The following is a 24,039-nucleotide window of genomic DNA, read 5'->3' as shown; positions in this document are numbered from 1 at the left end:
TTCTACTATCAACTGCACTAGGCATCCCCCCGTGCCATTGACATCACTTATATAATACCAATGTGCTTTCATTTAGCGATTGCTACACACAGATGCAAGCTCTGCGTAGCGATCGCCTGTGCCAGTTGCGTAAGTCCTACTTCTATTAAAACTTGAATTCAAAGTATCATGAATAAGTTAATTGCTACCCTGGTAATAATTGTTTCATCAATTTTGATTAATAGTTGTACCAATTCCCCAAGTAATACTGGCAATAACAATACAAATACTACAAACAATAGGGGAGAAATAACGGAAAATCAAACGATAACAGCGGATACATCATCTACGGGGGGAGATAATACAAGCACAGACAATAGTAATAAAGCTTCCAGCAATAATCAGCCAACAATCGCTACAGTCAAGGAATTAGTCACCGGCGATATTATCTGCTACGCCACCATAGTAGATGATCAGGGAAAAGAACATAATGTCGGAGCATCCTTTGAGATTTGCGACCAAGCAGACAAATATTTAAATCAGAAAGTACGCGCATCTTATGAAATCGCATCATTAAATGATTGTGAAAGTGCTGAACCCTGCGGTAAAACTCGTCAAGAATCAATAATTTCCCAAATGGAAATTTTGCAGGAAACATCAACAGGTGAACCCCAATCCAGTGAATTAGAAACCTTCACTAATGGTAAATGGACAATCACTATTGGTGGTCGCAACTCTTGGTCAGGTGTAAATAATACAGGCAATCTCTCCTATCAAGGATGTGATGACCAAGGTAATTGTATCAAATTAATGGGTGGTACAGTTAACTGTCGCCGTGGTGAATGTCTGATGGGTTGGGTGAATGGAGATTATAGATACATTGTTTCCTCACCGATTACGGAGGATGGGACAGGCTCTTCCACCCTCATAGTCAAGCAAGGGGACAGGGAAATCCTCAAAGCCACCGGATTTAAACCTTTATAACTATTCGGGTAAGATGGGATTGCGCCTTGGGGAATACCAAAGGCGATCGCCGGTTGCAGTATCAAATATAAACAAGTGATTTAAATCGAGTTGTAAAGATAACTGGTCACCTGGACGGGGGCGAACATCAGCAGATGTCTGAATATTAATCACCGTCATGGAACCAGGTAAACTAGCACGAATCAAAGTTTCCCGTCCCAAAGGTTCCACCACCTTCACCTGGACAGACAACGCTCCCAACTGCTCCGGTGTCAGTTCTCCAGGTGTTTGTGGTTCCTGAATATAAATATGCTCAGGACGAATCCCCAAATCAAAACTTTGACCGGAGCGTAACTCTACCTTTTCCCTCACACCAGACGGAACTGGTAATAACTGACCACTGACATCAAAAACATCATTTTTATAGATAGCAGGCAAAATATTCATGGGGGGATTCCCTAAAAAAGTTGCCACCATTTGGTTGGCCGGAAGCGCATAAATACTTTGAGGATCGCCAATTTGTTGAATCCTCCCCCGATCTAGCACCACAATTTTATCAGCCAAAGTCATGGCCTCAACTTGATCATGGGTGACGTAGATGGTAGTAATACCTAATTGTTGATGTAACTGCTTTAATTCTGCCCTTGTATCATCCCGCAATTGGGCATCTAAATTAGACAACGGTTCATCTAGTAAAAACACTTGCGGTTCACGGGCGATCGCCCGTCCTAATGCTACCCGTTGTTGCTGTCCCCCAGAAAGTTGTTTGGGTTTGCGATCTAGTAGTTGTTCCAGAGACAGAGATTGGGCGACATTTACTACTCGCTCTTGAATAATCTTAGGGTCAACTTTGCGCATTTGTAACCCAAAGGCGATATTTTGCGCCACAGTCATATGGGGATACAGGGCGTAGTTTTGGAACACCATAGCAATATCACGCTGTCTGGCCGGAACATTATTCATCAAGCGATCGCCGATAAATAGATTACCAGATGTAGCAGATTCTAACCCGGCGATGGTGCGTAAAATTGTAGACTTACCACAACCAGACGGCCCCACTAAAACCCAAAATTCTCCATCAGGGATTTCAAAAGTAATGTTCTCGATAGCAGTGACGTTGTTAAATCTACGCCTAATATCTTGTAAATAAACTTTTGCCATGATTCAATGTAAAATTTCAACTTTGAATTTCTGTGAAGGAATGGGAGTCACTTGCAACTCCCATCAATAGAAGTCACACGATAGGGTATTGAGGTTTTCAGATCCCGGACTTCTGTGATCAATTCCCAACTCTTAGGTATGTTTACATAAGTCCGGGATTTAGGGTGCTTCAACAATGTGCGTAATTCATGTATTACTACTCTTAGACCAAGCTGGATGAGATAATAAAGAAGCCATGACCCGCACTCCCCGCAGTTGATTAGACAGGGGTAGATGACCTCTAGGAGCGCTTAAATCCCAGGTAAACTGGTGGGGGTATCTCGTCCAGGTATTACCGCTTTTCCAGCCGATTTTCGGCCAGAAATTTTCCCAGTTTTTCCCTAAACTTAACCAGATTTCGCGCTGTACCGAAAAGCCAAACTTACCCCCAGAGTGGACTAACCAAAGGTTGTTAATGGTTTGTAAGTCAATAATTGGAGCATTTTCCACTTCGGTAAAATACAACCATTTTCTTTGTACAGCCATTGGTCCTGCGAGTTCACACAACTTTTGTATCGTCATGCGATCGGCGGCTTGGAACTCTTGAGTAGCAAGTAAATGTTGCAAAGGATTATAATTAATCTGGCGATCTGATTTTAGAGGTACAATTCCTTCAGGAAAACAGGAAAGCAGAAATTCTTTCACTTGAGGTGCATCAGAGTTATAGAGGACTTGGTAAACTTTGCCATCGATCCAGTTCGCTGGGTGGTCACGTCGCTTCTGTAAAAATTCCATCAACACATCTAATCCCTCATTACCCAACTTAGCCAACTGTGGGATAATCTGTTGTTGGATTTGAAGAGACCCAGCGATTAACGATTGTCGGAGGGAGTCGATGTCAGCAGTGCCTGATAAAATCATTGGGTCTGTCATGCCATTAATCGTGTGAGCGTTCAGTGAAAAGGCGATTGGCTATCGGGTGTTCTCTAAGGTGAAGTACTGATAGCGAAAAGTAGTTTACTATTTTTGATTGCGCTGTGCGCGGTGCCCAAGGCAATCAATTGTACAAAATTGCCATTGCTATGGCTACGCCACGCAAGCTATCACTAAATCCCATAGCTTCACCCTAAATACTGTAACAGGGGAATCAGGGGAAAATCTGCTCCTCGTGACTTGGTGAACAAAAGACACAGCAAAATCCCAAGGAAACCCCATGAAAGAGTTTTCAACTTGCGGCCTACTATTCAGGAGTGTTTGAAGTATGTACGACAAGATTATCCCCCCCACAAGCGGAACAAAAATCACCTTTAAAAATGGTGAGCCGATTGTGCCTGATAATCCAATTATCCCTTTTATTCGGGGCGATGGCACGGGTATTGATATCTGGCCTGCTACCCAAAAAGTCCTAGATGCGGCGGTAGCTCAAGCATACAAGGGTCAACGTCAAATTAGTTGGTTTAAGGTTTACGCCGGTGATGAAGCCTGTGATTTATACGGTACATACCAGTATTTACCTCAAGACACGCTGACCGCAATTAAAGAGTATGGTGTGGCAATTAAAGGGCCTTTGACTACCCCCGTGGGCGGTGGGATTCGTTCTCTCAATGTAGCACTCAGGCAAATTTTTGATTTATATGCCTGTGTGCGCCCTTGCCGTTATTATGCGGGTACACCTTCACCTCACAAAAATCCTGAAAAACTGGATGTGATTGTTTATCGCGAAAATACGGAAGATATTTATTTGGGAATTGAGTGGAAACAGGGCAGTGAAATCGGCGATCGCTTGATTAAAATCCTCAATGAAGAACTCATACCCGCCACCCCAGAACATGGGAAAAAGCAAATTCCCCTCGATGCTGGTATTGGCATCAAACCCATCAGTAAAAGCGGTTCTCAGCGCTTAGTCAGACGTGCCATTAAACACGCATTACAACTGCCCAAACACAAGCAACAGGTGACTTTGGTGCATAAAGGTAATATCATGAAATACACTGAGGGCGCTTTTCGTGATTGGGGTTACGAATTAGCTACTACGGAATTTCGTCAACAATGCGTCACCGAACGGGAATCTTGGATTTTAAGCAACAAGGAAAAAAACTCTGAGATTTCCCCAGAAGATAACGCCCGTCAAATTGACCCCGGCTATGATGCGTTAACTCAAGACAAGAAAGCGCAAATTGTCAAGGAAGTTGAAACGGTTCTCAACTCAATTTGGCATAGCCACGGTAACGGCCAGTGGAAAGACAAAATCATGGTCAATGACCGGATTGCTGATAGTATTTTTCAACAAATCCAAACTAGACCCGATGAGTATTCGATTCTGGCGACCATGAACCTCAACGGCGATTATTTGTCAGATGCAGCAGCAGCTATTGTCGGCGGTTTAGGTATGGGCCCAGGGGCAAATATTGGCGATGCTTGTGCTGTGTTTGAAGCTACCCACGGTACTGCACCCAAACACGCCGGCTTAGATAAAATTAACCCTGGTTCTGTGATTCTCTCTGGTGTGATGATGCTAGAATACATGGGTTGGCAAGAAGCCGCAGACCTGGTTAAGCATGGTTTAGGACAAGCGATCGCTAACAGTCAAGTTACCTACGATTTAGCCCGGTTACTAGAACCACCAGTGGAACCCTTAAAGTGTTCTGAATTTGCCGAAGCCATAATTCAACACTTCGTTTAATACTGAGGTTGGCGACACCCTAACCTCATATCCCTACAGGGGAATCACAATTTACACTCCCCCACCTCAAGGAGGGGGGTTCTACTTTCACCTAGCTACTTGCTGAATCTGGGGAGGAGACAAAATCTAAGTAAATAAACGTATTTAAATTTCAAACAGAAGTAATATATAATTTTTATCTGTACAGATAAAAATATTCTGTAGTTTTGCGTATAATCAAGAAGTACTTACTCAACCCATAGCTTGAAGCTTCCTTTTCTCCATGTTTATCACGTGGATAAGAATCATCTTTGCGGGATGTCTCGGTTATTATCTCAGCAACCCTATGGTCAATCCCAATTTAACCTTCTGGAAAACAGATGTATCTGGCACATTCATTCATGAGTGACGGAAACAAGCAAAACTTTCAGCAGCCTTTAATCTTGGTAGTGGAAGATCATGATGACAGTCTACTGCTAATTGGCTACGCCCTAGAGTTCCTCGGCTGTAGATTCATTTGTCAAAATGACAGTTCAGCGACCCTATTAGTAGCCAAAGAACATCAACCAGACCTGATTATGTTAGATATCTTATTACCAGGTCTGAGTGGAACTGATGTAGTGCATGAACTCAAACAAGAACCTCTAACTGAGGGAATTCCAGTGATCGCAGTTACAGCTTTAGCAGCTCGGGAAGACCGAGAACGGCTGCTGTCAGCGGGCTTTGACGACTACATCAGTAAACCTTATATGATCGAGGATCTAGAGGCAATAATTCGCCGTCAGCTACGTGGTCAACTCAATTTTGGCTCAACTCTCAAAAGTGTTCAATGACCAATCACTAGTGACTGCTATGTTTTGGGAGAGTCACAGTGAATATACTACCTCGGCCTGGTTCAGATTTGAGTGTAATTGAACCACCGTGTGCTTCTACAATTCGCCGGGATAGATGGAGACCTAACCCACTACCAGACCTTTTGTTTTTACCTTGGCGAAACCGCTCAAAAACAGTAGCTTGATCTTCGGGCGCAATCCCATAACCCGTATCTGTAACCTCGACGACAACGTAATCTTGACCCTGAGAATTATCTAATTTTTCCCAAATACAAACTTCTATACCTCCTGTATCTGTAAACTTGATGGCGTTACCAATTAAGTTGTTAAACACCCGTCGCAGTTCTAGGGGATCACCCATGACTACACCCGCCGTTTCTTCGTGCAGATCTAACTTACTCCTATCTATTTTGATAGCCAAGTTTTTCTCAAGAGCCAAAGGAGTAAGTTCCCCACTGACTTCTTGAATAATTTCTGTAAGATCGCACTCAACATCGTTTAAAGTCTTTTTACCCGCCTCAAAGCGATAGACTTCTAATAAGGTATTGACCATCTGCATTAAGTTTTGATTGCTGCGAATCATCACAGCGATCGCCTGTTTCATTTCCGGCGAAATTTGGCAGAACGTTTCCTGTTGAAATAAATCTAACATTCGGTCTGCAGCTACTAGAGGAGTACGCAAATCGTGTGTGAGACGTGAAACAAAATCTTCGCGCTGGCGCGCCATCTTTTTTTGTTCGTCAAGACTATGCTTGAGGCGCAGCAGCGATCGCACTCTAGCCAAAAGTTCGTCTGTATCAAACGGTTTACGAATGAAATCATCAGCACCAGCATCTAAGCCTTGCACTACACTGGATTCATGAAAGGCGGTGATCAGCAGAATGGGAATATAGTTGACATTCAAGTTAGGATGATTGCGAACTCGCCGAGTCACTTCATAACCATCTATTCCCGGCATCATTACATCTAGTAAAATCAAATCAGGTGGACATTGTTCAACTCGTTGCAAAGCTGTAATACCATCTGTAACTAGGTCAATGTCATATCCTTCACTTTCGAGAATGGTTTGAACCAAAATCAGATTATCTTTACTATCATCAACAGCGAGAATGCGATCAATTTTAGGCTTTTCCACAACAGACATGGTTTATCAAGGGTTTATGACAATAATTTAGAGTTTGAGATGGGGAAAACCCATCGATGCTTTGCGAGATTTGGGCGGACAATGGTTAGGATTTTGAACAGAGCACAAAATATCGTGACCATCTAAATTTAAACCTGGGAGGGTACCGATTTTGCTTGGTAACGATAGTTGCCGTGGTACTTCAATTCTAAACATAGAACCAACCCCCAATTGACTTTCCACACTAATGTGACCCCCCATCATTTGCACCAAGGAATCTATAATTGCTAAACCCAGTCCTGTACCAGGATATTTGCGCGTCATACTTTGATCAACTTGTCGGAAAGCTTCAAAAATATGTTGAAAATCTCTGGGAGCTATACCAATCCCTGTATCCCGTACAGCGATCGCTAATTGGTTGTTGGGGAGTTCTTTAACTTCAAGGGAAATAGCACCGGAATCTGTGAATTTAATAGCATTGGATAATAAATTGATTAAAATCTGCCGTATACGCCCGGAGTCATTAAATACCAGAGAGTCTTTCATGTCAATATCAACTCCCAAAGAGAGTTTTTTGGCTTCAGCCACAGAACGCATTTGGGCGACAACAATATTGATAGTTTTTGTTAAATCAAATAATTCCGGCTCTAACTCTAATTGTCCTACTTCCAGCTGGGAAAAATCCAGAACTTCATTCAACAACATTAGCAAGTTCTTACCATTGTTTAAGATTCGCTCCACCATATCTGTTTGTTGATTGGTGAGCTTACCGAACTTTGGGCGCAATAATATTTGGGAAAACCCAAGAATAGCATTCATTGGAGTTCGCAGTTCATGAGATATAGTTGCCAAAAACTGCGATTTAAGCCGTGATGCTTCCAACAGCTTGAAGTTTTGCAGCTGAATTTGTTGTCGTTGTTTTTCTACTTCTTGATTTTGACGAATTAGCCGCTCATTAGTTTCTCTGAGTCGCTGATTTGCTAAAGCTGCTTGCATTTGGGCGCGGTGGATGCGAATGGCATAGCGTAAAACCTGTGCTAAAGTTTCTGAACATAGCCTAGACTTAGAGAGATAGTCTGTAGCGCCAGATTCCATCAACTCCATAGCGATTTTTTCATCTGTGTGAGTAGTAAATACTACTAAAGGAACTGTGATTTCTAAAGAGCGTAGTCTTTGGATAAGTACCAAAACGTCTTGATCTGGTAGACAATAATCGAGAAAAACACAATCATAAGTAGTCGTTCTTAAAGCCGCCAGTGCGTCACTTCCATTACTCACTTCAGACATTTCCATACAGACCCCAGCCTGAGTCAAAGCCTGACGTACTCTCATGCGATCTACTTCATCATCGTCTACAACCAAAATTCTCAGCGTTTCTTTCATTGGTTTTTATTTTCGCTGTCAAATACAGGTTGATGTCTAGCATCTCTATTTTCAAACTATCCCACTAAATAATTTTCATACTTGAATTCTCAAGAATCAGATATTTCTCTTGAGGGATGTAATTTACTCATAAATGTTGTATAGTTGTTATGTTTTGTTCAGTACTGCCATACTTTTTCCTGATAACTACAGCTCATAGACTTGAATGAAAATATAGCCAATAATTTTCACGTTGTAGTTTTTTAACCTCCACTATGTCTGGATATGGTTTGATAGGTCATCACAACCACGGTAGTTGCTCTCCATTGACTATGACTCGCCCTCAGGAAGACCAAATTGAGATAAAGTCACATAAAATACTTTCTGAACCCTCAAAACAATTCTAAATGAGTGTGCTAACGCCCGTCCTCAGTCATTAGTGAGAGTTAAGTACCAAAATCGTGTATTGTGCACCCCACGCACTTCCACTCATGCGGTGGCTGTGAGTCTGACCCTAGCTAAAAGTGCGGCGATCGCCAATCATCGCATCCACAGATCCCGGACTTGGTGTCAACATACCCAAAAGTTTGGAATTGCTCAAAGAAGTCCGGGATCTCAAAACCTCAATACCCCATCGTGTGATTTCAGTCATTATGCTTGCTTCTGTAATAATTCATCCTCTGAGACGGAATGAATACTGGGACTACAGCACCGCGTAACTGTGGCTACCCCCACACAACAGTTAGGGTAGGGTCTGCTACACAGGGTATAACCAACGATTTTGGGCAAATTCCGCTGTACTGATTCGCCGCAGTCCCATTTCCTTTTCTCCCTTACCTTTAGTCTACTTTTGTTTTGGGTCATTATCCTTTCCTTGGCTAAATTGCTATAATGTTCATGGTTAAACAAACTTGTTGGCATAGAGTGTTTTTCATTTATAAATATCTAGAAAATTTTATTAAGGGTTTAAAATAGTATTCAGGAAGTTTCTACTACTGGAGACATCAGATAGATGATAAATCATAGGAATATTTCATAATGATTGGAAAAATTAACCTATATCTTTAGCTGGATTTTTAAGAGAATATAGGGTGAAAAATTGGAAATTTATTATTTCTATCGAAGGATGATTTTAGATAAAAATCTCATCTACCTTTGGTTAGGAATCAAGTAAGATAAACTGCTAAAAAAAATCAGCACATATTTCTAGGAAGACCCAATTATCAACAGTGAGTATAACAATGAGTGAAATTAGCATTATTTTAATAGAAGATCATGATTTAACCAGAATGGGACTCAGAGCTGCATTACAATCTCACAGCCCTCTAAGGGTAATAGGTGAAGCAGCAAATGCCACTCAAGGACTGAAACTTTTGGAAACCGCTAAACCAGATGTGGCAGTGGTAGATATTGGCTTACCTGATATGGATGGTATTGAACTCACTCGCAAATTTAGACGTTACCAAACAGAAACAGGGCAAACTGCCACCAAAATTCTGATTTTAACAATGGACCATACAGAAGATGCCGTACTAGCAGCTTTTGCCGCCGGTGCAGATTCTTATTATATGAAAGAGACTAGCATCAATAAATTAACTGAGGCAATACAAGCAACTTATAGCGGCAACTCTTGGATTGATCCAGCGATCGCCAATGTGGTACTACGGAAAATGCGCCAAGGCATTCCTGGAGAAAGCCAAGCCACGGATAAGCAGAAAACAGTTAAAATTGGAGCACTGCCAACGGAATACGAACAAGTTTTAGAAACCTATCCTCTGACTCAACGGGAACTAGAAATTTTAGAGTTGATTGTAGCTGGATGCAGCAATGGGCAAATTGCCGAACAACTATACATCACAGTGGGGACAGTTAAAACTCATGTTCGTAACATCCTCAATAAACTCTGTGCTGATGACCGTACCCAAGCAGCAGTACGTGCTCTGCGTTCTGGTTTGGTCGGTTAATCATTAATTGTTGCTACTAAGTAAGTAGGCATTAAAATTTGTCGTTATGACAAGGGAACAGGGAACAGGGAACGGGGAACAGAGAAGAGGTTTTGGGACACTTTACTCTTCGTTACATACTTCGGGTTTTTTCTGTTCACCTACTTACTAGCACCATTTTTGATTTAAGCAATCAGCAATGCGGCGTGCAGCGCCTGGTTTACCCATGCGCCGTATTCCGTTATAGGCAATCATCTGTAACCTATCAGGATTTTGGCACAGGTATTCTACCATGTCAGGAACTTGTGCGGGATGATCGACTAAAAACAGAGATGCTCCTAAAAGTCGGCTTTGAGCTTCCGCAAAGGCGGCGTTATATTGGGGACCATCACCGGGAATGGCGATGGCTGGTTTGCCTAAACCTACAAATTGTTCGGTTGCTGTACCAGCCATGGCGATCGCAAAATCTCCCCAATATAAGCAATCATTATAAGCTTGTTGTGTCAACACCAAATAACTGTTTCCTTGCCGAAATATCAAAGCATCAGGATCACCAATGGGGACAGGAGATTCTCCATGGGTTTGCCAAGCTTGAGACTCAATAGTACGGGATAAAATAGTTTGATCTAAACCAGGAGCGATCGCACCTAAGAACACCATAGAACTATAACTATGTAAAATCCCATCTGCTTGTGAGAAACTAGCCATTAATGCGCAAACAGCACTCATAATCACTTTCCAGTTAGCGTAGGCTTCAAGAGGACGGGAACCCGGTAAGAGAGTAATCACTAATGGTCTGGCTATTTCTTGCTCATCAGGAGCCGATATACAGGTTGGTGTTAGACCATCCATCATGGGATTACCCACATCAATTGCAGGAATTGACCAATTTTGTAATATTTGGGTAGTTAACGCATCCCTAGGAAACACAGCCTGACAACGGCCACAACTCATCAACCAACGTTCCCAAGGATGATAAATCGAACCCGAAAAGTTTTCCCAACGTGCAGCTTTTGATTTCCTGGGTAATAGTCCTACTTCATCACGCACATAATACTCTGATTTTGCAGTACCAACGAAAGCATAATTACCACCACTAAAAAAAGCAAATAACAGCGGAACAATATCCCCCACAGCTAAAATAGCACTGTTGTTACCTAATTTTTTTTGAGAACCCACCCAACCACGAACAGCATGAATTTGATTGAGGGTAAGTTGCACCAAACCGCCACGTACATCTTTGAGCAGCTGCTTGCCATCCATGTAAATAAAACCACCAGATGGCATAGTGCGTACTGAACCAATACAGGGGATACCTAGCTCTTGGTAAGCACGCCCTTCACCGACTAAAGGTAATGCAAAGATATCTGGGGGGTTTTCTTGTTGTTGGAGTTCCTGTAAAATTCTCACAGCAATCATATCTTCCCCGTGACCATTACTTAAAACAAGTACCTGGAAAGGAGAAAAACAAGAAGCTGCATCTGGCGATAATTGGGAGATATTACTCATAAAAACACGGGTAATGGGAAATTGTTGCTGGCAGAGAAAATTTACCGACTATAATCCGGTCAAAAACAAAATATTAAAATTAACTGTTGGTTTGGGCAAGATATGCTCATGAATTCATTTGACTACAACTCACTCCCAGTTCATTAGACTAGAGTATTAATTATGCGAGTTTCTTCTGCTGCAATTCTAACTTTAGCTAGTTTGGCAGCTAGCAATATTACCTTGAAAGCAACAGCTACATCACTTACAATTGCTTCCCCAGCACCGAAGGGGAAAGGTGTCCTGACAGTAAATGTTGCTCAAGGGTTGGTAGGTGAGATTAAGTTTCGCTTTATTAATAAAGATGGTCAAACCCTTGATAGTCAGGGTAAACCCGTGGTCGGACGTACCCACCCAGATTTCCTCAGACAGCAGTTACAACTCAAGTCTGGGCAAATTTTTCAAGAAAATACTCTGCGCCAAGATATACAACGGTTATATCTTACTGGCTTATTTGAAACTGTGAATGTTGCCCTCGAAGGTGATAGCCAAACAATTAATTTAGTTTACGAACTGAAAGAATTTAACACCGGTACTATTAATTTAGGTGCTAGCTTTAACTCTGACGTGGGATTATTTGCCACCTTAAGCTATCAAGACCGGAATTTTGGCGGTATTAATGATAATTTAGGTGTAAATGTGGGTCTAAGTCTTCATGATTTGCAGTTTAATACTCAGTTTACTAGTCCTTATCGTGCCACTGCACCTAATCGCTTAGGCTACAAAATTAATGCTTTCCGTCGCCGGGAGATTTCCCCAACTTTTCGTAAAGGTGTGACACTACCCAATGGTGACAGAGTGCGGGAAGCCCGGATTGGTACTGGTATCAGCTTCCAGCTACCCCTGGATAATTGGGATACCACTTTGGGATTTAACTACACTCGCACTAGTATTCGCGATCGCCAAGGTAATATTACCCCAACAGAGGCACGGGGCAATAGCCTCTCCGTTAGTGGTACTGGTCTTGATGATTTGTTTACAGTATCCTTTCTGGCCATACAAGATCAACGAGATAATGTTTTTAATCCTATTCAAGGTTCTGTAGTCAGACTTAGCACAGAACAATCTTTACCACTTGGTCAAGGTAATATTGCCATGAACCGCTTCAAGGCTAACTATACACAATATATGCCCGTCAAGTTTTTTAACAGTAATACTACACAGCCACAAGTATTCGCTGTGAATTTTCAAGCTGGTACAGTAATTGGTGTTTTACCAGCATATGAAAGTTTTAACTTGGGTGGTTCTAATTCGGTGCGGGGTTATGATCGAGGGGACTTGGGTAGTGGTCGCACTTATGTATTAGCTAGCGCCGAGTACCGGTTCCCCATTGTGCCAGTATTGGGGGGTGTAGTATTCGCCGATTTTGCCTCCGACTTAGGCTCTGGTAGTACTGTATTGGGAGATCCAGGCGGGATGCAGGGTAAACCTGGTCATGGTTTTGGTTATGGCGCTGGAGTCCGTATTGACTCACCTCTGGGCTTAATTCGGGCTGATTATGGTATAAATGATCAGGGCGAAGGCAAACTCCATATAGATATAGGACAGCGATTTTAAGGGCATCCTCTCAGGTCTACTGTATGATGAGAAAGATGAAGGTGTTAATATAAGCGGGAGGTTTTCCAGTTCCACCGTTGAACATATAGCGGTTTTCATGGAGATGAGTTACAGAATTATCTGTGTTCATCTGGCGATTTGGAATTGCCGGAAGACCCTAGAATCAGCAATATCTGCTTAATCAGCACTCAGATTCAACACTTTCTATGTTAGCAGGCACAACTTTGCAAGGTGGTAAATATACCCTAGTTCAGGAAATAGGGCGCGGTGGCTTTGGCATTACCTTTAAGGCTAATCATAACTACTTAGGTCAGGAGGTAGTGATCAAAACTATCAATGAACGGCTGCGTCAACATCCTGATTTTGCTAAGTTTGAGCGCCAATTCCAAGATGAAGCCAGAAGATTGGCTATTTGTATCCATCCTCACATTGTCCGCGTCAGTGACTTTTTTGTGGAAGCTGGACTACCTTATATGGTGATGGAATACATTCGTGGCTATACTTTGGGAGAAGCATTTGTATTACCGGCTATACCCATCCCGGAAGCCACAGCAATTCATTATATTCGTCAAATTGGCTCGGCATTACAGGTGGTACATAACAATGGTTTGCTGCACCGGGATGTCAAGCCAGATAATATTATCCTCCGAGAGGGAACTCAGGAAGTAGTGCTGATTGATTTTGGCATTGCTCGGGAATTTAATCATGGTGTGAGGCAAACTCACACTGGAATGGTTTCTGAGGGCTATTCTCCCCTAGAACAATATTTAACCCAAGCACAGCGTACACCCGCTACAGATGTTTATGGTTTAGCCGCAACTTTGTATGCTTTGTTGACAGGACAGGTTCCGTTACCAGTATTGTTACGCGATCGCGAAAAAATGTCATCTCCTCGCGAACTGCAACCGCACCTGAGTGCGGCAGTGAATGAAGCCGTCATGCGTGGTATGGCCGTAGAACCTCAATTTCGTCCGGCAACCGTTGCAGAATGGTTGCAATTATTACCAGTATACAGCATGAATGCACAGCGAGCAGTGACAACTCAGACAGTACCAACTGTAGTCTTACCTGTGCAGCAGCGGCAAAAAGTTGTCCCCAAACGGCAAAAAAAGCTATCAAGCTCTGAGAACCAGGGTGCTGCTCGAATCTTGGTAGCTCTAACTGTAGCACTTGTTGCAGGCACAGCAGGTTTTGGTATTACTAGGATATTTTCTAATTCTCGCACACAGTTATCTTCACCAGAGCTATTTGAACAGCCCACAGTTGAGCCGGAACCAAAAACACCATTGGGTAATGCACCATCTTCATTGGAAAAAGAACAGATTAACAGGAGAGCAAATCCCCCTGTTTCCTTACCGCGTCGCTCTGTACCCGTGAGAACTCGTAGAACAGTCCAGGATGATGTTCCCCTGGTTCAGAAGCAAATTCCAAATACCAGTAACACCACTTCCACCGAAAGTGCGCCCCCACCCATATCTACTCAGCCATCAGTCACACCTAGCACTACTCCCACACCACCATTAGTGGAGAGATTACGAAAAATCCGTGATGATCGTGAGGCTTCACAGCAAAAGGGTTCCCAGGATAATACTTTACCGACTATAGGTAAAGATATGGCATCACCCCCCCCCGTGAGTCCATCCAATCCCACCATCAATATCCCCACACCGCCAGTGGAAACTCAACGGTCAACTCCTCCGCCTGTGGAAGTCCCAACTTGGGAAAACCAGCCGAATTAATTATCTATAGAAACCAAAAATCCACCTAAACATCTCAGGGTTTGGTGGACTTGTGTTTGGTTTTTAGTGGATCCGAGCAGAGTCGAACTGCTGTCCAAATTGGGTATTGACCCCCCGCTCATTCACAGGTTTAGCCTTTCTGACCCTCAAGGCGGGAATCGTTCATTATCCCGAACGTAGGATGCTCTGATTAAGTCTTAGCTAACAAGCCAACCAGAGAACACTTGTTAGAGCGTCCGTTGGGGGTTGGTCTCTAGTCCTTAACGGAGTCAAACCAGAGACGCTCGAACCTGTAAGAGGTTATTAGGCAACTGCTACTGGAGCAGGCTTACGAGCAAATTTAACGATGTTATTCGCATTTACTTTTGTTTTGAGCCTTTGATTTGCGAGAGGAGACTCACTCTCGACCTGAATCACAGAGTAGCTTTCGCCAACCTGTCGAAACCGTTACGGACCCATGAGCTTTATACTTTAATTATAATACGCCGTTGGGGAAATGTGTTGAGAGGGAAAAATTTTTCCGCAAATTTTGAGATGCTTTGATGGCGGAGGTTCTGGGGGCGTAGTATGACCATCCCCCAGCAGCAGTTAAACATCTCTACTGATTTTCCTGAGTGGCAACTTGAGGGAGCCCCATACTGTAGTTGGTGACGCGAGCAGAAAGATTATAGCTGATTTCACCTTTTTGTAGGAGCGATCGCAGATAATGCTCCAAGTCTGAGCCAATGCGACGTAAGTTATAATCAGTTAAATCTTGACCGCTGGAAGCTTCCACCAGTTGATCAAACTGGCGATAAACCTTTTGTAGAGTATCTTCGTTCCAGTTGAATTCGTTATCTGGGTCAATATCTAAGGTCAAGACCTGATTACTAGGAACCAGTTCGCCATCCCGATCAATTTCTGCGGCAAAAATTCGGATGTGCCGGGTTGTGGACTTGAGCAGCATCGGATTGTCCATAGCAAGGTGTAAGGTTGGGTTTGATTACACTGAATTGAAAGTCCCCGGCATCAAATACAGGGGGATTGTTGGTTTAAGCGGTAGGGCAGGTTCACAGATATCACTGACCATGAACGGGGATATTAATCAACCACCCTCCTATCCATCATTATAGACTCATGTCTGGGCTGAAATACCGGCTAATTCATGGCTGGGTAAAGATAGCTTGTTGTTGCATGGATGTTCTTAATATGTGTGAACTAACCCACCCTGTGTCATTCGTTGAATCTTTTCCGGAATTTTCAGGTGAATAAAACGTACATGAACTAATTCCAGGTAATCATAGTACAACTAGCTCTATCTTTAAGAAAAACCCATAAAACCGGTATTTATTTTCGGTAAAAATACTAAAAAAACTGTAAAAACTACAACTATTTTTCTAGGAAAAATGAAGTTAATGTAAAAAGTTTGAAAAAGCTTGAATAAGTTCTTACAGAAACTTTATTGTATAAGAGATCAAAAACTGAATAATAGTTATGGTTTAAACAAAAGCACATTTAGGTCAGGAAGATTACGACTTATCCCTGGCAGTGTGTCTAGAAAAAACACAGGAGAGTGAATATAAAATACAACGGTTGTGGATTGGAGAAAGGCTTTTAACTCCAGCATTATGGATACAAAAAAAATATAAAGAATTGTGGAAGGGGATATAATTCCTCACCCTCATGACCACCCAGTAACCTAATCCTCAAAATTATGAACTCGAAAGCATTACCACGCCAGATAAATAATATCGAAGTAGGCGTTTATGAGTGCGAAATTCATCTCAAGTTCCGGTTGATTGAAGAAAAAAGTCTATTAGGCGATCGCGAGCAACTCTTACAGGTATTGCTGGATGCATTGACAGAAGGCTCAGATGAGTTTCTGGAGATGCTGCAAGCATCTGTTAAAGCGCAGGAAGTGTCTGAGTTCAAAGCCTCACCACAAATGCGCCGCCAGTTGATGCGTTTACGTAATGCGGTTGATAATAGTCAATACTCTGAAGGCTAAAAATCTTCGGCTGTAATTGAGTAATTGCAAAATCACCGGTTGAGCATAGATATTTAGCTTGTATAACTTTATTCCATGGGCACAAGCTAAAGTTTACTCTAGTCTTTGAGAAGCCGAAAATAGCATCTACAACATCATAAATATTACCGTTTGCACTACGAAAACAATGGAGTTGTCAGTACAAGTGCTTTAACCAGGGTTGTGCTTCGATTTTGATCACAAAAAGCGTATTGATGTGGGGACTCTCAATCTAGGGGCTAGTGTGAAGTCAAAATACTAGCCTACATCCCCAATCGCCAGTGGAATTTCTATTGAGCCAGACCGTGTTCTAATGCAAAGCGAACTAACTCAGTGCGGCTATTGGTACCAGTTTTACTAAACAAACGACTGACGTATTTTTCAACATTACGGACACTGGTTTCTAAACGTCGAGCTATTTCTTTGTTCATCAACCCTTCAGCTACCAGATTTAAAACACTTTGTTCTCTGGGAGTTAAATCAATTTTAAAAGGGACTGGGGACTGAGAGATGGCAGTTCTTTGAGTTAACAAAGCCTTAATTTGAGCAATCTGATGAGCGAGTTCAGCAATATCAATGGCTTCCCTCTCTTCACCGGCGGTCGTAGTCTTAGTAGCTCGACGCGACAGTAAGTTCTCGACTATCGCCACTAACTCATCCGGGTCGAAGGGCTTGGGTAGGTAGGCATCAACACCCGCTTGGTAGCCCTGAATGCGATCGCCTGTCATCCCTTTAGCAGTTAAAAATACAACTGGGACTGTTTGAAACCGCGGGTCTTCCCGCAGTTGTCTAAGGAACTGATAGCCATCCACCAGGGGCATCATCACATCAGAAATCACTAAATCAGGTATATTATGCTGCATCAAATCCCACCCCTCACGGGCGTTACTGGCAACTTGAACGCTAAAACCACTTTCTTCTAAGTAGTCTTTCACAGCTTCCCGTAATCCTGGTTCATCATCGACCAGTAACAATTGTGCTGACATTTCAGTTTCCCTGTGTTGACCTGCTATATAAAACCTAGACAAAACTAGACTTTACTTTCTACTTCAACGGGAGCATGGGAGCAGTTATCCCCGGTGTAGACTTTCACGCCTTAGCCAGACGCGATTGTGTTCCAATTAAGTTTCTGAAAAATACTACCACCATCATTGCTTGGTTTTCGCGTCGGCAATAGTCTCAATTCAATACTTGATATCACCTTATTATATATCAAGTAGTTGATTTTTTACTAAAAATATATTGATTTTTGTCAATACAAGTATAGTTTTGTCTATAAAATTGTCAACTTAGGACTTGCTCTTTCCAATTTAGCGAAATTTGGTAGGTATTGGGTAAGATGCTACTACTCCCCATACACATAATCCGGGGCTAAAATTTTCAATTTCTCATACTCGAACCGACAGGTTGGTTAGTTTGGGGGGCTGGAGGTTGAGCGAAGTTCTCGCCCGAAAGTGCCGCGATCGCCCCAGCATATTGGGGATCATTGCGAGTCCCAAATAAATCCGGATTGCTAGCCAGCTGACGCTGTTGTGCTGCTGTCAAATTTATCTTAATATCTGGGACAATTCCCTTTTTATTAATATCTGTACCTTTGGGGGTGTAATAGTGGGCAATGGTCACCGCCAGACCTGACCCATCTACCAGTTCATGAACAGATTGCACCATTGCTTTGCCAAAAGTTTGACTACCAATAACTACAGCCCGGTTATTATCCTTGAGCGCCCCCGTCAGGATTTCACTAGCACTAGCCGAATTACCATCTACTAATATTGCCAAAGGTCGCCGAGTGAGGGCGGTGCGATTCGCGTGAGTTAGCTCACTCCCCCCCGCACGGTTGACCGTGCGGACAATCCCGCCATTATCCAACCACATCCGGGCAATTTCAATGCTGGAATTTAACAGACCGCCAGGATTTCCGCGCAAATCTAAGACAAAAGCATCCGCGTTTTGACTGTTTAAATCTCGAATGGCTCGACGCATTTGGTCCGATGTATGGCCACCAAACTCTCGCAGGCGGATATAGCCAATGCGGCGATTACCTTCTTGTTGGAGAGTATAATGCACCGTAGGCACTTCAATTGTGGCTCGTCTGAGCTGTAAATCAAAAGCACCGCGCCCTATTCTTCCTAATCGCAGGGTTATGGGAGCACCAACTTGACCACGAATTAACTCAGATGCCTTTTCTACTCCAATTTTATCAGTAGTTTGGCCATCAATTGCCAAAATCTCATCCCCTGCTTTGATCCCTGCTTTGAACGCCGGCGAGTTGGCGATCGCCTCTACAACCGTAAGGCGGCGAGTTTGCTGATTCACTTCCATGCGAATCCCAATCCCAGAGACTTCCCCTGATGTTTGCCTGGCGAGAGATTGATATTGTTGGGGATCCATAAACCGTGTGTAAGGATCACCCAGTTGTTGTAAAGCTTCGCGAATTGCCACATAAGCTTGTTCATGAGAAGAATACTCTTTGCTTAACAAGCTCTGCCTAGTCGCTAGCCAATCTTGTTGATTAAAACTGCCATCAACATACTCACGATTTACCAATTGCCATACCTGGTCAACTAACGCTTTCGGACTATCTTCAAAGGCCGCCAGAACGCAGCGAGTCCAACCAGAGCCAAATACTGAAACAGTGGTAGTTGTGGCGATCGCTCCCCCAATCAAGACTAATTGGAGTGGTGAGTAACCTTTCGCAGATTGGTTCATGTATATCAGTGGAATATAGTTGTTTTATTTACACTTTAGCAATCAGACTCTTGAAACGCTTTTCACTCTTTATTCTTTTATGGATCTCACCTTTACACTCTATATTCTTCTTTAAGAATATAGCACTTTCCTCAGGGGATTATAGGTTTTTTCGAGATTATTTAAGGAAGCAATGATTACCGACCTTAACTACACAATAGTATCAGTTTATACAAAAAAATACCCGCATCAAAAATCCCTCTGGGTCAAGTGTCAATCACCCAGGCTCTTTAGCGCCGGTAAATCCTCATAATTGTAGACAGAGGAACCTCCGCAAAATAACTTTGCTGAAATTGTTCTTCCCTGATAGCGGCTAAAAATCTTTCTACAGATGCGTCGTTCATAATTTCTGAGTGGGTGAAGGGATTCCAACTGATTTGCACCTGAGTGTCTTGTGTAGTCACTCTGAACCCCAAACACTCTAAAGCTTCGAGTCCCAATAATAAGGTCTGGTCATGGACACCAAGTTTTTCTAAAAGTTGGGGGTGGGTGACTGGTTGATTTGTCCGACTGAGATATTTAGCAATCCCAACCAACGTTAGCCAAATTTCCTCGGGTGGTTGATGCAGGGGTTTCGACCAGGCGATCGCTAATTGTTGATGATGAGAGAGCGATTGCTTTAAGCATACACGTAAATCTTCCCACTGACAAGGACAATCTCTAATTAGATGTGGTGAATCCTGATTATTCAAAATCGAGTATTCCTGATTACGTAAATCTATTATTCCCTCAGTATTAACACCACAAATCACCGAGTTAGCCGCAGGACGCACAGCAATTAATCTGATTTCATAACGTTTTTTAAAAGTGTTGTAGTCGAGTTCAGCAATACAATCACACCTATCTGGCGGTAACTCATCTTGATAGTGTCCCCACCAAACACCAGGAAACGTGGTTTTAGTGGACTCATCCCGAATATTAAAATCAGTCTTAATGTACTGTACCTTTTTTCCTCTGCAATCCTCCTGATTACGATGCCAAGCATTTTCAAACCAGCAATTTTTAATTAAAAGTGTTGGTACAGGGTTTCCCATCCCACAGGGTTCTAGTAATTTAAGCTCCCCAAATAACTCTTTGCCTAAATCAGCCACAGTTACCATCAAATCCGCTTCCACACTAGGTGTAAGAGTTTTTCCCCCTAAAGATTGTCGCAGCTGTTGATTAATTGCCTCCGTGAATAAAGGAATATTCTCCGGTAATAAACTCAACCCAGCAGCAAAGGGATGACCTCCAAATCTCTGTAACAAATGTGCTTGCTTTTTGACTAACTGGTATAAATCAACAGAATTCACTGAACGGGCAGAACCACGGGCTAATGAGAGTCCTTTTGTTGCTTCACCGAGGATCTGTGTACTTAATAAAATTGTGGGACGGCCTGTTTCTTGGGCTACTTGTCCCGCAACCAAACCCAATACTCCCGTTGGCCATTGGCTATCTTCCAACACAATCACACTGGTGGTTGATAAGTCTATCTCAGAGAGTTTTTGTAATACTTGGGCTTGTACATCTTTCTGTAAGGACTTGCGACGGGTATTAGCTAGTTCCGCCACTTCGGCTAATTGATCACAATATTCAAGATCACGACTAGTTAATAACTCTACGCACAAACTAGCATCGCCCTGAATGCGACTAACAGCATTAATCCGTGGACCCAGACCGAAAGAAATATCTGTCGGGCGATCGCCATTTTTCTGGCATAATTCTAATAATCGCCCTATACCTGGCCGTCGTCGTACTGTCGGTGGTTGTTGGAAGTCTGCCTGTAATCTTTGAATACCTAATTGTGCTAAATAGCGACAATCTCCACTCAGCTGCACCAAATCCGCAATTAATCCTACAGCAACCAAATCCCATAAATCCGTTAATGGCTCTTTGGGAACATCAGGTAAACTTTGGTATAGTGCTTCTACCAACTTAAAAGCTACCGCCACCCCGGACAGATGAAATAACTGATGTTGACTTGGTAAATACCGGGGGTTAATAATTGCCGTCACTGGTGGGCGCTCTTCAGGTAAAGTGTGATGGTCTGTAACTATAATGTCTATACCCAAGCTTTGAGCATAAATAATTTCATCTATATTAGTACTACCAGTATCGCAGGTTACAATTAACTTACAACCTTGTCGGTGTAAATTATCGATTCCCTGATAATTAAGTCCGTGGGATTCCGTGAAGCGATTGGGGATGTAATAAATTAAGCGGGTATTTTTAGAAAAAAACTGTCCCAAACCATCCCATAAAACAGCAGTAGCAGTAATGCCATCAGCATCAAAATCTCCCCAGATAGCAATTTTATCATTGTTATTTAGTGCTTGTTGCAGCCTAGCCATAGCTAAGTGCATTTCTTCCCCAAACTCCAAAGGACTAGCAGGGTGATAATTCTTATAGTCAGCAAAAGCCGCTAATTTTTCAGCGTCCTTAATTCCCCTTTGCCATAATAATTGTGCTGCATACAATCCCCTTGATTTTGGTGTATACTGTTTCACCATATGGATAAACCACTCAGGTGGTTGTTCAGGTGTTGAAAGAATCCACTCCATAGAATTAGTTAAAAATTGATAATTATATAACTTAGCGAAAACAACTTACAATCATGTAAACTAAATTCACAACATCGGGTTGATCTGTGTTAATATCTAGTTGATTAATTCTTATGATTTAGAGATATTCATTCATCATTGCTCAGAGCCTCATTGACCAGAGGATTGCAGATCACCTTATTCACAAGTCCATCAGGTTTACCAGCGCGAATTGCAGGACGAGTGCGCCTGTAACCGGCTCTTTCCGCCTTTTGATGTTCATAATCAATGAGTCTGCCATAATGTTCATGCTTGCTTAAATTCATCGACAAGAAAATATGCTGGCGGATATTGCCAAATCCTTTACGGTTAAAAAACTTGACAGCCGGATTATTAGTAGGGTCTGTATCTACCAGCATGAAACGCGCCCCATCTTCAATCATCCTGGAGATAACATGATCAACTAACTTATCTGCTACACCCCGACGCTGAAATTTTGGATTCACAGCTAACCATAGTATATAACCATAAGTCCAGGAAGCTTTAGTAATAATAGTTCCCAGAATAAACCCCGCTAACTCCCCATCTGTTTCCGCAACTAGACAATATTCTGGGTCTGTATTGTAAAGTCCAATTACCTCCCATTCGTCCCAGGTGCGATATAAATAAGGATATAAATCGCTAGTAAATAACTGTTCTCCCAGGTGGTAAACAGGGGAAATATCATCAATACCTAATTCACGAACATAAATCAAATCAGTTTCATCAAAACTTTTCATATTACAATCTCCCTATAATTCATAGGGTTACTTCTTGAATATTGGCAAGATTTGGTAAATTCTGTTGATGTTCTCCCCCGGCTTGTGTCCGTTGGCAAAGTATGGCAAAATGACAATAATTACAGGTTTTACTATTTTCCGGTACTTGTGGAAATGGCCTGTTTCTCTGGTAACCTTCCAGCCAACGGGTTAATTTATTTAACAGTTGAGCAAGTTTTTCGGCTGTGCGCTGATGCTGGAGATTGTCGTAATTAAATTGAATATTTTGCGGTTCACCTTCCGACTGGACAAACCAGTAAGTCATAGAAATATTTTGGGGTAAATAGGCGCTTGTTTCAGCCAAAACATATAAATAGAGACGTGTTTGCCAATTCTGTTCTAACTTGCGTTTATTTGGTGGTTGAGGATGGGTTTTCCAGTCGATAATGTGCGCTTTGTCAGCGTCTGCGATCAGTAGATCATAAATAACCGTGAGTAAGTAGTTTTGAATTTGCAGCGTGCGATAATGTTCGCCTTCACGGAAGCTTAGGGGTACGGTGGGTGTTAAAAGTTCTGGTGCTACATTGGTCAAACCTGATATCCAGCTTTCCAGTCGAGTATCTGCTTGGAGGAACCCAGCAATCGGTAAACCCATTTCTCGCTGTTGCATTAGCAGGTGAAAGCGACTACCCAAAACTTGGTGTTCCTGATGTTCGGGACTGGAGGGAGAGTGAAGTTTTTCTAAGTAAACTTGTTGGAATTTACGCGGACAAGTTTCTAGTAAGTTGAGATGTGCTTGGGATAGGTGTAATAGTGGAGTTGTTTCTGACGACATTCTTTTATAGCATTTCCCATGCTCGTGAGGTACAAATTTTTTTAGTTTGAGGGAACAGGGAACACCGGAATTGGTGTGTACTTCATGAGACTGAAAAAGGCTTTATTAAAACACGAAGAGTTTGTGAAATTATAGACAAATCTACAAAGTCACTTTACCAGGGGTAAACCTGATTCGAGTTACTCCTAACCCCTCTATCCCGTCTGCAAAAGCGTTCAGGACTGCTTTTCTTAATATGTTGTACGCCCCATTTAAATCAGCGTTTATTAACCTTCCATTGGAAGCTTTATACAACCCACGAGCTACTCTTCTACCACTAAATACA

General features: G+C 42.5%; 18 protein-coding genes, 1 other RNA gene and 2 pseudogenes. 7 read left to right on the top strand and 14 right to left on the bottom strand.

Going from position 1 to position 24,039, the window contains the following annotated elements; genetic code table 11:
* Positions 1-168 precede the first annotated feature (168 nt).
* Entirely contained in the window at positions 169-963 is a 795-nt protein-coding gene (locus NWP22_RS10360) for a hypothetical protein (protein WP_280801843.1), read from the top strand.
* Here the strand turns inward: NWP22_RS10360 and NWP22_RS10355 are convergent, their stop codons facing one another.
* Positions 964-2,103, bottom strand: a complete 1,140-nt coding sequence (locus NWP22_RS10355; protein WP_271732619.1) for an ABC transporter ATP-binding protein — start codon at positions 2,101-2,103, stop codon at positions 964-966.
* 186 nt (positions 2,104-2,289) lie between these two features.
* Positions 2,290-3,015, bottom strand: coding sequence for a GUN4 domain-containing protein (locus tag NWP22_RS10350; protein WP_280801842.1), 726 nt, complete (start codon positions 3,013-3,015; stop codon positions 2,290-2,292).
* Between the two features lie 328 nt (positions 3,016-3,343).
* Here NWP22_RS10350 and NWP22_RS10345 point away from each other — a divergent pair, with 328 nt between their 5' ends.
* Positions 3,344-4,765 (top strand): NADP-dependent isocitrate dehydrogenase, encoded by a 1,422-nt coding sequence (locus NWP22_RS10345; RefSeq protein WP_280792690.1) that lies wholly within the window; start codon positions 3,344-3,346, stop codon positions 4,763-4,765.
* 359 nt (positions 4,766-5,124) lie between these two features.
* Positions 5,125-5,577 carry a response regulator gene (locus tag NWP22_RS10340; protein ID WP_271732622.1) on the top strand — a complete coding sequence of 151 codons (453 nt, stop codon included), beginning with the start codon at positions 5,125-5,127 and terminating at the stop codon, positions 5,575-5,577.
* A 7-nt stretch (positions 5,578-5,584) separates the two neighbouring features.
* On the opposite strand, the gene NWP22_RS10335 is transcribed toward NWP22_RS10340, so the two are convergent.
* From NWP22_RS10335 to NWP22_RS10325, 3 genes are all read right to left on the bottom strand, one after another.
* Complete coding sequence (locus NWP22_RS10335; protein ID WP_271732623.1) at positions 5,585-6,721, bottom strand: hybrid sensor histidine kinase/response regulator; 1,137 nt, start codon at positions 6,719-6,721, stop codon at positions 5,585-5,587.
* A gap of 27 nt (positions 6,722-6,748) precedes the next feature.
* Positions 6,749-8,083 carry an ATP-binding response regulator gene (locus tag NWP22_RS10330; protein ID WP_271732625.1) on the bottom strand — a complete coding sequence of 445 codons (1,335 nt, stop codon included), beginning with the start codon at positions 8,081-8,083 and terminating at the stop codon, positions 6,749-6,751.
* A gap of 493 nt (positions 8,084-8,576) precedes the next feature.
* Positions 8,577-8,714, bottom strand: a complete 138-nt coding sequence (locus tag NWP22_RS10325) for a hypothetical protein (protein WP_271732627.1) — start codon at positions 8,712-8,714, stop codon at positions 8,577-8,579.
* A 589-nt stretch (positions 8,715-9,303) separates the two neighbouring features.
* Here NWP22_RS10325 and NWP22_RS10320 point away from each other — a divergent pair.
* On the top strand, positions 9,304-10,026 hold the full coding sequence (locus NWP22_RS10320; RefSeq protein ID WP_271732628.1) for a response regulator transcription factor: 723 nt from the start codon (positions 9,304-9,306) through the stop codon (positions 10,024-10,026).
* Between the two features lie 147 nt (positions 10,027-10,173).
* Here the strand turns inward: NWP22_RS10320 and NWP22_RS10315 are convergent, their stop codons facing one another.
* On the bottom strand, positions 10,174-11,514 hold the full coding sequence (locus NWP22_RS10315) for a lipid-A-disaccharide synthase-related protein (protein ID WP_271732629.1): 1,341 nt from the start codon (positions 11,512-11,514) through the stop codon (positions 10,174-10,176).
* A gap of 273 nt (positions 11,515-11,787) precedes the next feature.
* Here NWP22_RS10315 and NWP22_RS10310 point away from each other — a divergent pair.
* Both NWP22_RS10310 and NWP22_RS10305 read left to right on the top strand, forming a co-directional pair.
* Positions 11,788-13,110: pseudogene (locus NWP22_RS10310) on the top strand (BamA/TamA family outer membrane protein); the annotation flags it as partial.
* Between the two features lie 206 nt (positions 13,111-13,316).
* A complete protein-coding gene (locus tag NWP22_RS10305) occupies positions 13,317-14,849 on the top strand; it encodes a serine/threonine-protein kinase (protein WP_271732630.1) in 1,533 nt (510 codons plus the stop codon).
* Positions 14,850-14,913: 64 nt separating this feature from the next.
* Here the strand turns inward: NWP22_RS10305 and ssrA are convergent.
* Both ssrA and ndhM read right to left on the bottom strand, forming a co-directional pair.
* Positions 14,914-15,306: a transfer-messenger RNA gene (gene ssrA, locus NWP22_RS10300) on the bottom strand.
* Between the two features lie 141 nt (positions 15,307-15,447).
* A complete protein-coding gene (ndhM, locus tag NWP22_RS10295; protein WP_271732631.1) occupies positions 15,448-15,807 on the bottom strand; it encodes an NAD(P)H-quinone oxidoreductase subunit M in 360 nt (119 codons plus the stop codon).
* Positions 15,808-16,542: 735 nt separating this feature from the next.
* Between ndhM and NWP22_RS10290 the strand changes: the two genes are divergently transcribed.
* Positions 16,543-16,836: an Npun_R1517 family heterocyst differentiation transcriptional regulator gene (locus NWP22_RS10290; RefSeq protein WP_200987166.1), complete on the top strand. Its 294-nt coding sequence runs from the start codon at positions 16,543-16,545 to the stop codon at positions 16,834-16,836.
* Positions 16,837-17,144: 308 nt separating this feature from the next.
* Here the strand turns inward: NWP22_RS10290 and NWP22_RS10285 are convergent, their stop codons facing one another.
* The 6 genes and pseudogenes from NWP22_RS10285 to NWP22_RS10260 form a co-directional block, all read right to left on the bottom strand.
* Entirely contained in the window at positions 17,145-17,840 is a 696-nt protein-coding gene (locus NWP22_RS10285; RefSeq protein ID WP_271732634.1) for a response regulator transcription factor, read from the bottom strand.
* A 394-nt stretch (positions 17,841-18,234) separates the two neighbouring features.
* The gene (ctpB, locus tag NWP22_RS10280; protein WP_271732636.1) at positions 18,235-19,563 is read right to left on the bottom strand and encodes a carboxyl-terminal processing protease CtpB; all 1,329 of its coding nucleotides are present in this window, start codon (positions 19,561-19,563) and stop codon (positions 18,235-18,237) included.
* Between the two features lie 269 nt (positions 19,564-19,832).
* Positions 19,833-22,142, bottom strand: coding sequence for a single-stranded-DNA-specific exonuclease RecJ (gene recJ / locus NWP22_RS10275; protein ID WP_280801841.1), 2,310 nt, complete (start codon positions 22,140-22,142; stop codon positions 19,833-19,835).
* 128 nt (positions 22,143-22,270) lie between these two features.
* On the bottom strand, positions 22,271-22,900 hold the full coding sequence (locus NWP22_RS10270) for a GNAT family N-acetyltransferase (RefSeq protein ID WP_271732640.1): 630 nt from the start codon (positions 22,898-22,900) through the stop codon (positions 22,271-22,273).
* Between the two features lie 19 nt (positions 22,901-22,919).
* A complete protein-coding gene (locus NWP22_RS10265) occupies positions 22,920-23,714 on the bottom strand; it encodes a PD-(D/E)XK nuclease family protein (protein WP_271732641.1) in 795 nt (264 codons plus the stop codon).
* 141 nt (positions 23,715-23,855) lie between these two features.
* Positions 23,856-24,039 (bottom strand): annotated as a pseudogene (locus NWP22_RS10260) (RNA-guided endonuclease TnpB family protein); the annotation flags it as partial.

It is taken from the genome of Anabaenopsis tanganyikae CS-531, assembly GCF_029891675.1.
Taxonomy (GTDB): domain Bacteria; phylum Cyanobacteriota; class Cyanobacteriia; order Cyanobacteriales; family Nostocaceae; genus Anabaenopsis; species Anabaenopsis arnoldii.
This window is presented reverse-complemented; position numbering and strand designations above follow the sequence as displayed.

Bases quoted from the DNA above. Each gene is read 5' to 3' on its own strand.
- NWP22_RS10360 (WP_280801843.1), top strand. From the start codon at position 169: ATGAATAAGTTAATTGCTACCCTGGTAATAATTGTTTCATCAATTTTG.
- NWP22_RS10355 (WP_271732619.1), bottom strand. From the start codon at position 2,103: ATGGCAAAAGTTTATTTACAAGATATTAGGCGTAGATTTAACAACGTC.
- NWP22_RS10350 (WP_280801842.1), bottom strand. From the start codon at position 3,015: ATGACAGACCCAATGATTTTATCAGGCACTGCTGACATCGACTCCCTC.
- NWP22_RS10345 (WP_280792690.1), top strand. From the start codon at position 3,344: ATGTACGACAAGATTATCCCCCCCACAAGCGGAACAAAAATCACCTTT.
- NWP22_RS10340 (WP_271732622.1), top strand. From the start codon at position 5,125: ATGTATCTGGCACATTCATTCATGAGTGACGGAAACAAGCAAAACTTT.
- NWP22_RS10335 (WP_271732623.1), bottom strand. From the start codon at position 6,721: ATGTCTGTTGTGGAAAAGCCTAAAATTGATCGCATTCTCGCTGTTGAT.
- NWP22_RS10330 (WP_271732625.1), bottom strand. From the start codon at position 8,083: ATGAAAGAAACGCTGAGAATTTTGGTTGTAGACGATGATGAAGTAGAT.
- NWP22_RS10325 (WP_271732627.1), bottom strand. From the start codon at position 8,714: ATGACTGAAATCACACGATGGGGTATTGAGGTTTTGAGATCCCGGACT.
- NWP22_RS10320 (WP_271732628.1), top strand. From the start codon at position 9,304: ATGAGTGAAATTAGCATTATTTTAATAGAAGATCATGATTTAACCAGA.
- NWP22_RS10315 (WP_271732629.1), bottom strand. From the start codon at position 11,514: ATGAGTAATATCTCCCAATTATCGCCAGATGCAGCTTCTTGTTTTTCT.
- NWP22_RS10305 (WP_271732630.1), top strand. From the start codon at position 13,317: ATGTTAGCAGGCACAACTTTGCAAGGTGGTAAATATACCCTAGTTCAG.
- ndhM (WP_271732631.1), bottom strand. From the start codon at position 15,807: ATGGACAATCCGATGCTGCTCAAGTCCACAACCCGGCACATCCGAATT.
- NWP22_RS10290 (WP_200987166.1), top strand. From the start codon at position 16,543: ATGAACTCGAAAGCATTACCACGCCAGATAAATAATATCGAAGTAGGC.
- NWP22_RS10285 (WP_271732634.1), bottom strand. From the start codon at position 17,840: ATGTCAGCACAATTGTTACTGGTCGATGATGAACCAGGATTACGGGAA.
- ctpB (WP_271732636.1), bottom strand. From the start codon at position 19,563: ATGAACCAATCTGCGAAAGGTTACTCACCACTCCAATTAGTCTTGATT.
- recJ (WP_280801841.1), bottom strand. From the start codon at position 22,142: ATGGAGTGGATTCTTTCAACACCTGAACAACCACCTGAGTGGTTTATC.
- NWP22_RS10270 (WP_271732640.1), bottom strand. From the start codon at position 22,900: ATGAAAAGTTTTGATGAAACTGATTTGATTTATGTTCGTGAATTAGGT.
- NWP22_RS10265 (WP_271732641.1), bottom strand. From the start codon at position 23,714: ATGTCGTCAGAAACAACTCCACTATTACACCTATCCCAAGCACATCTC.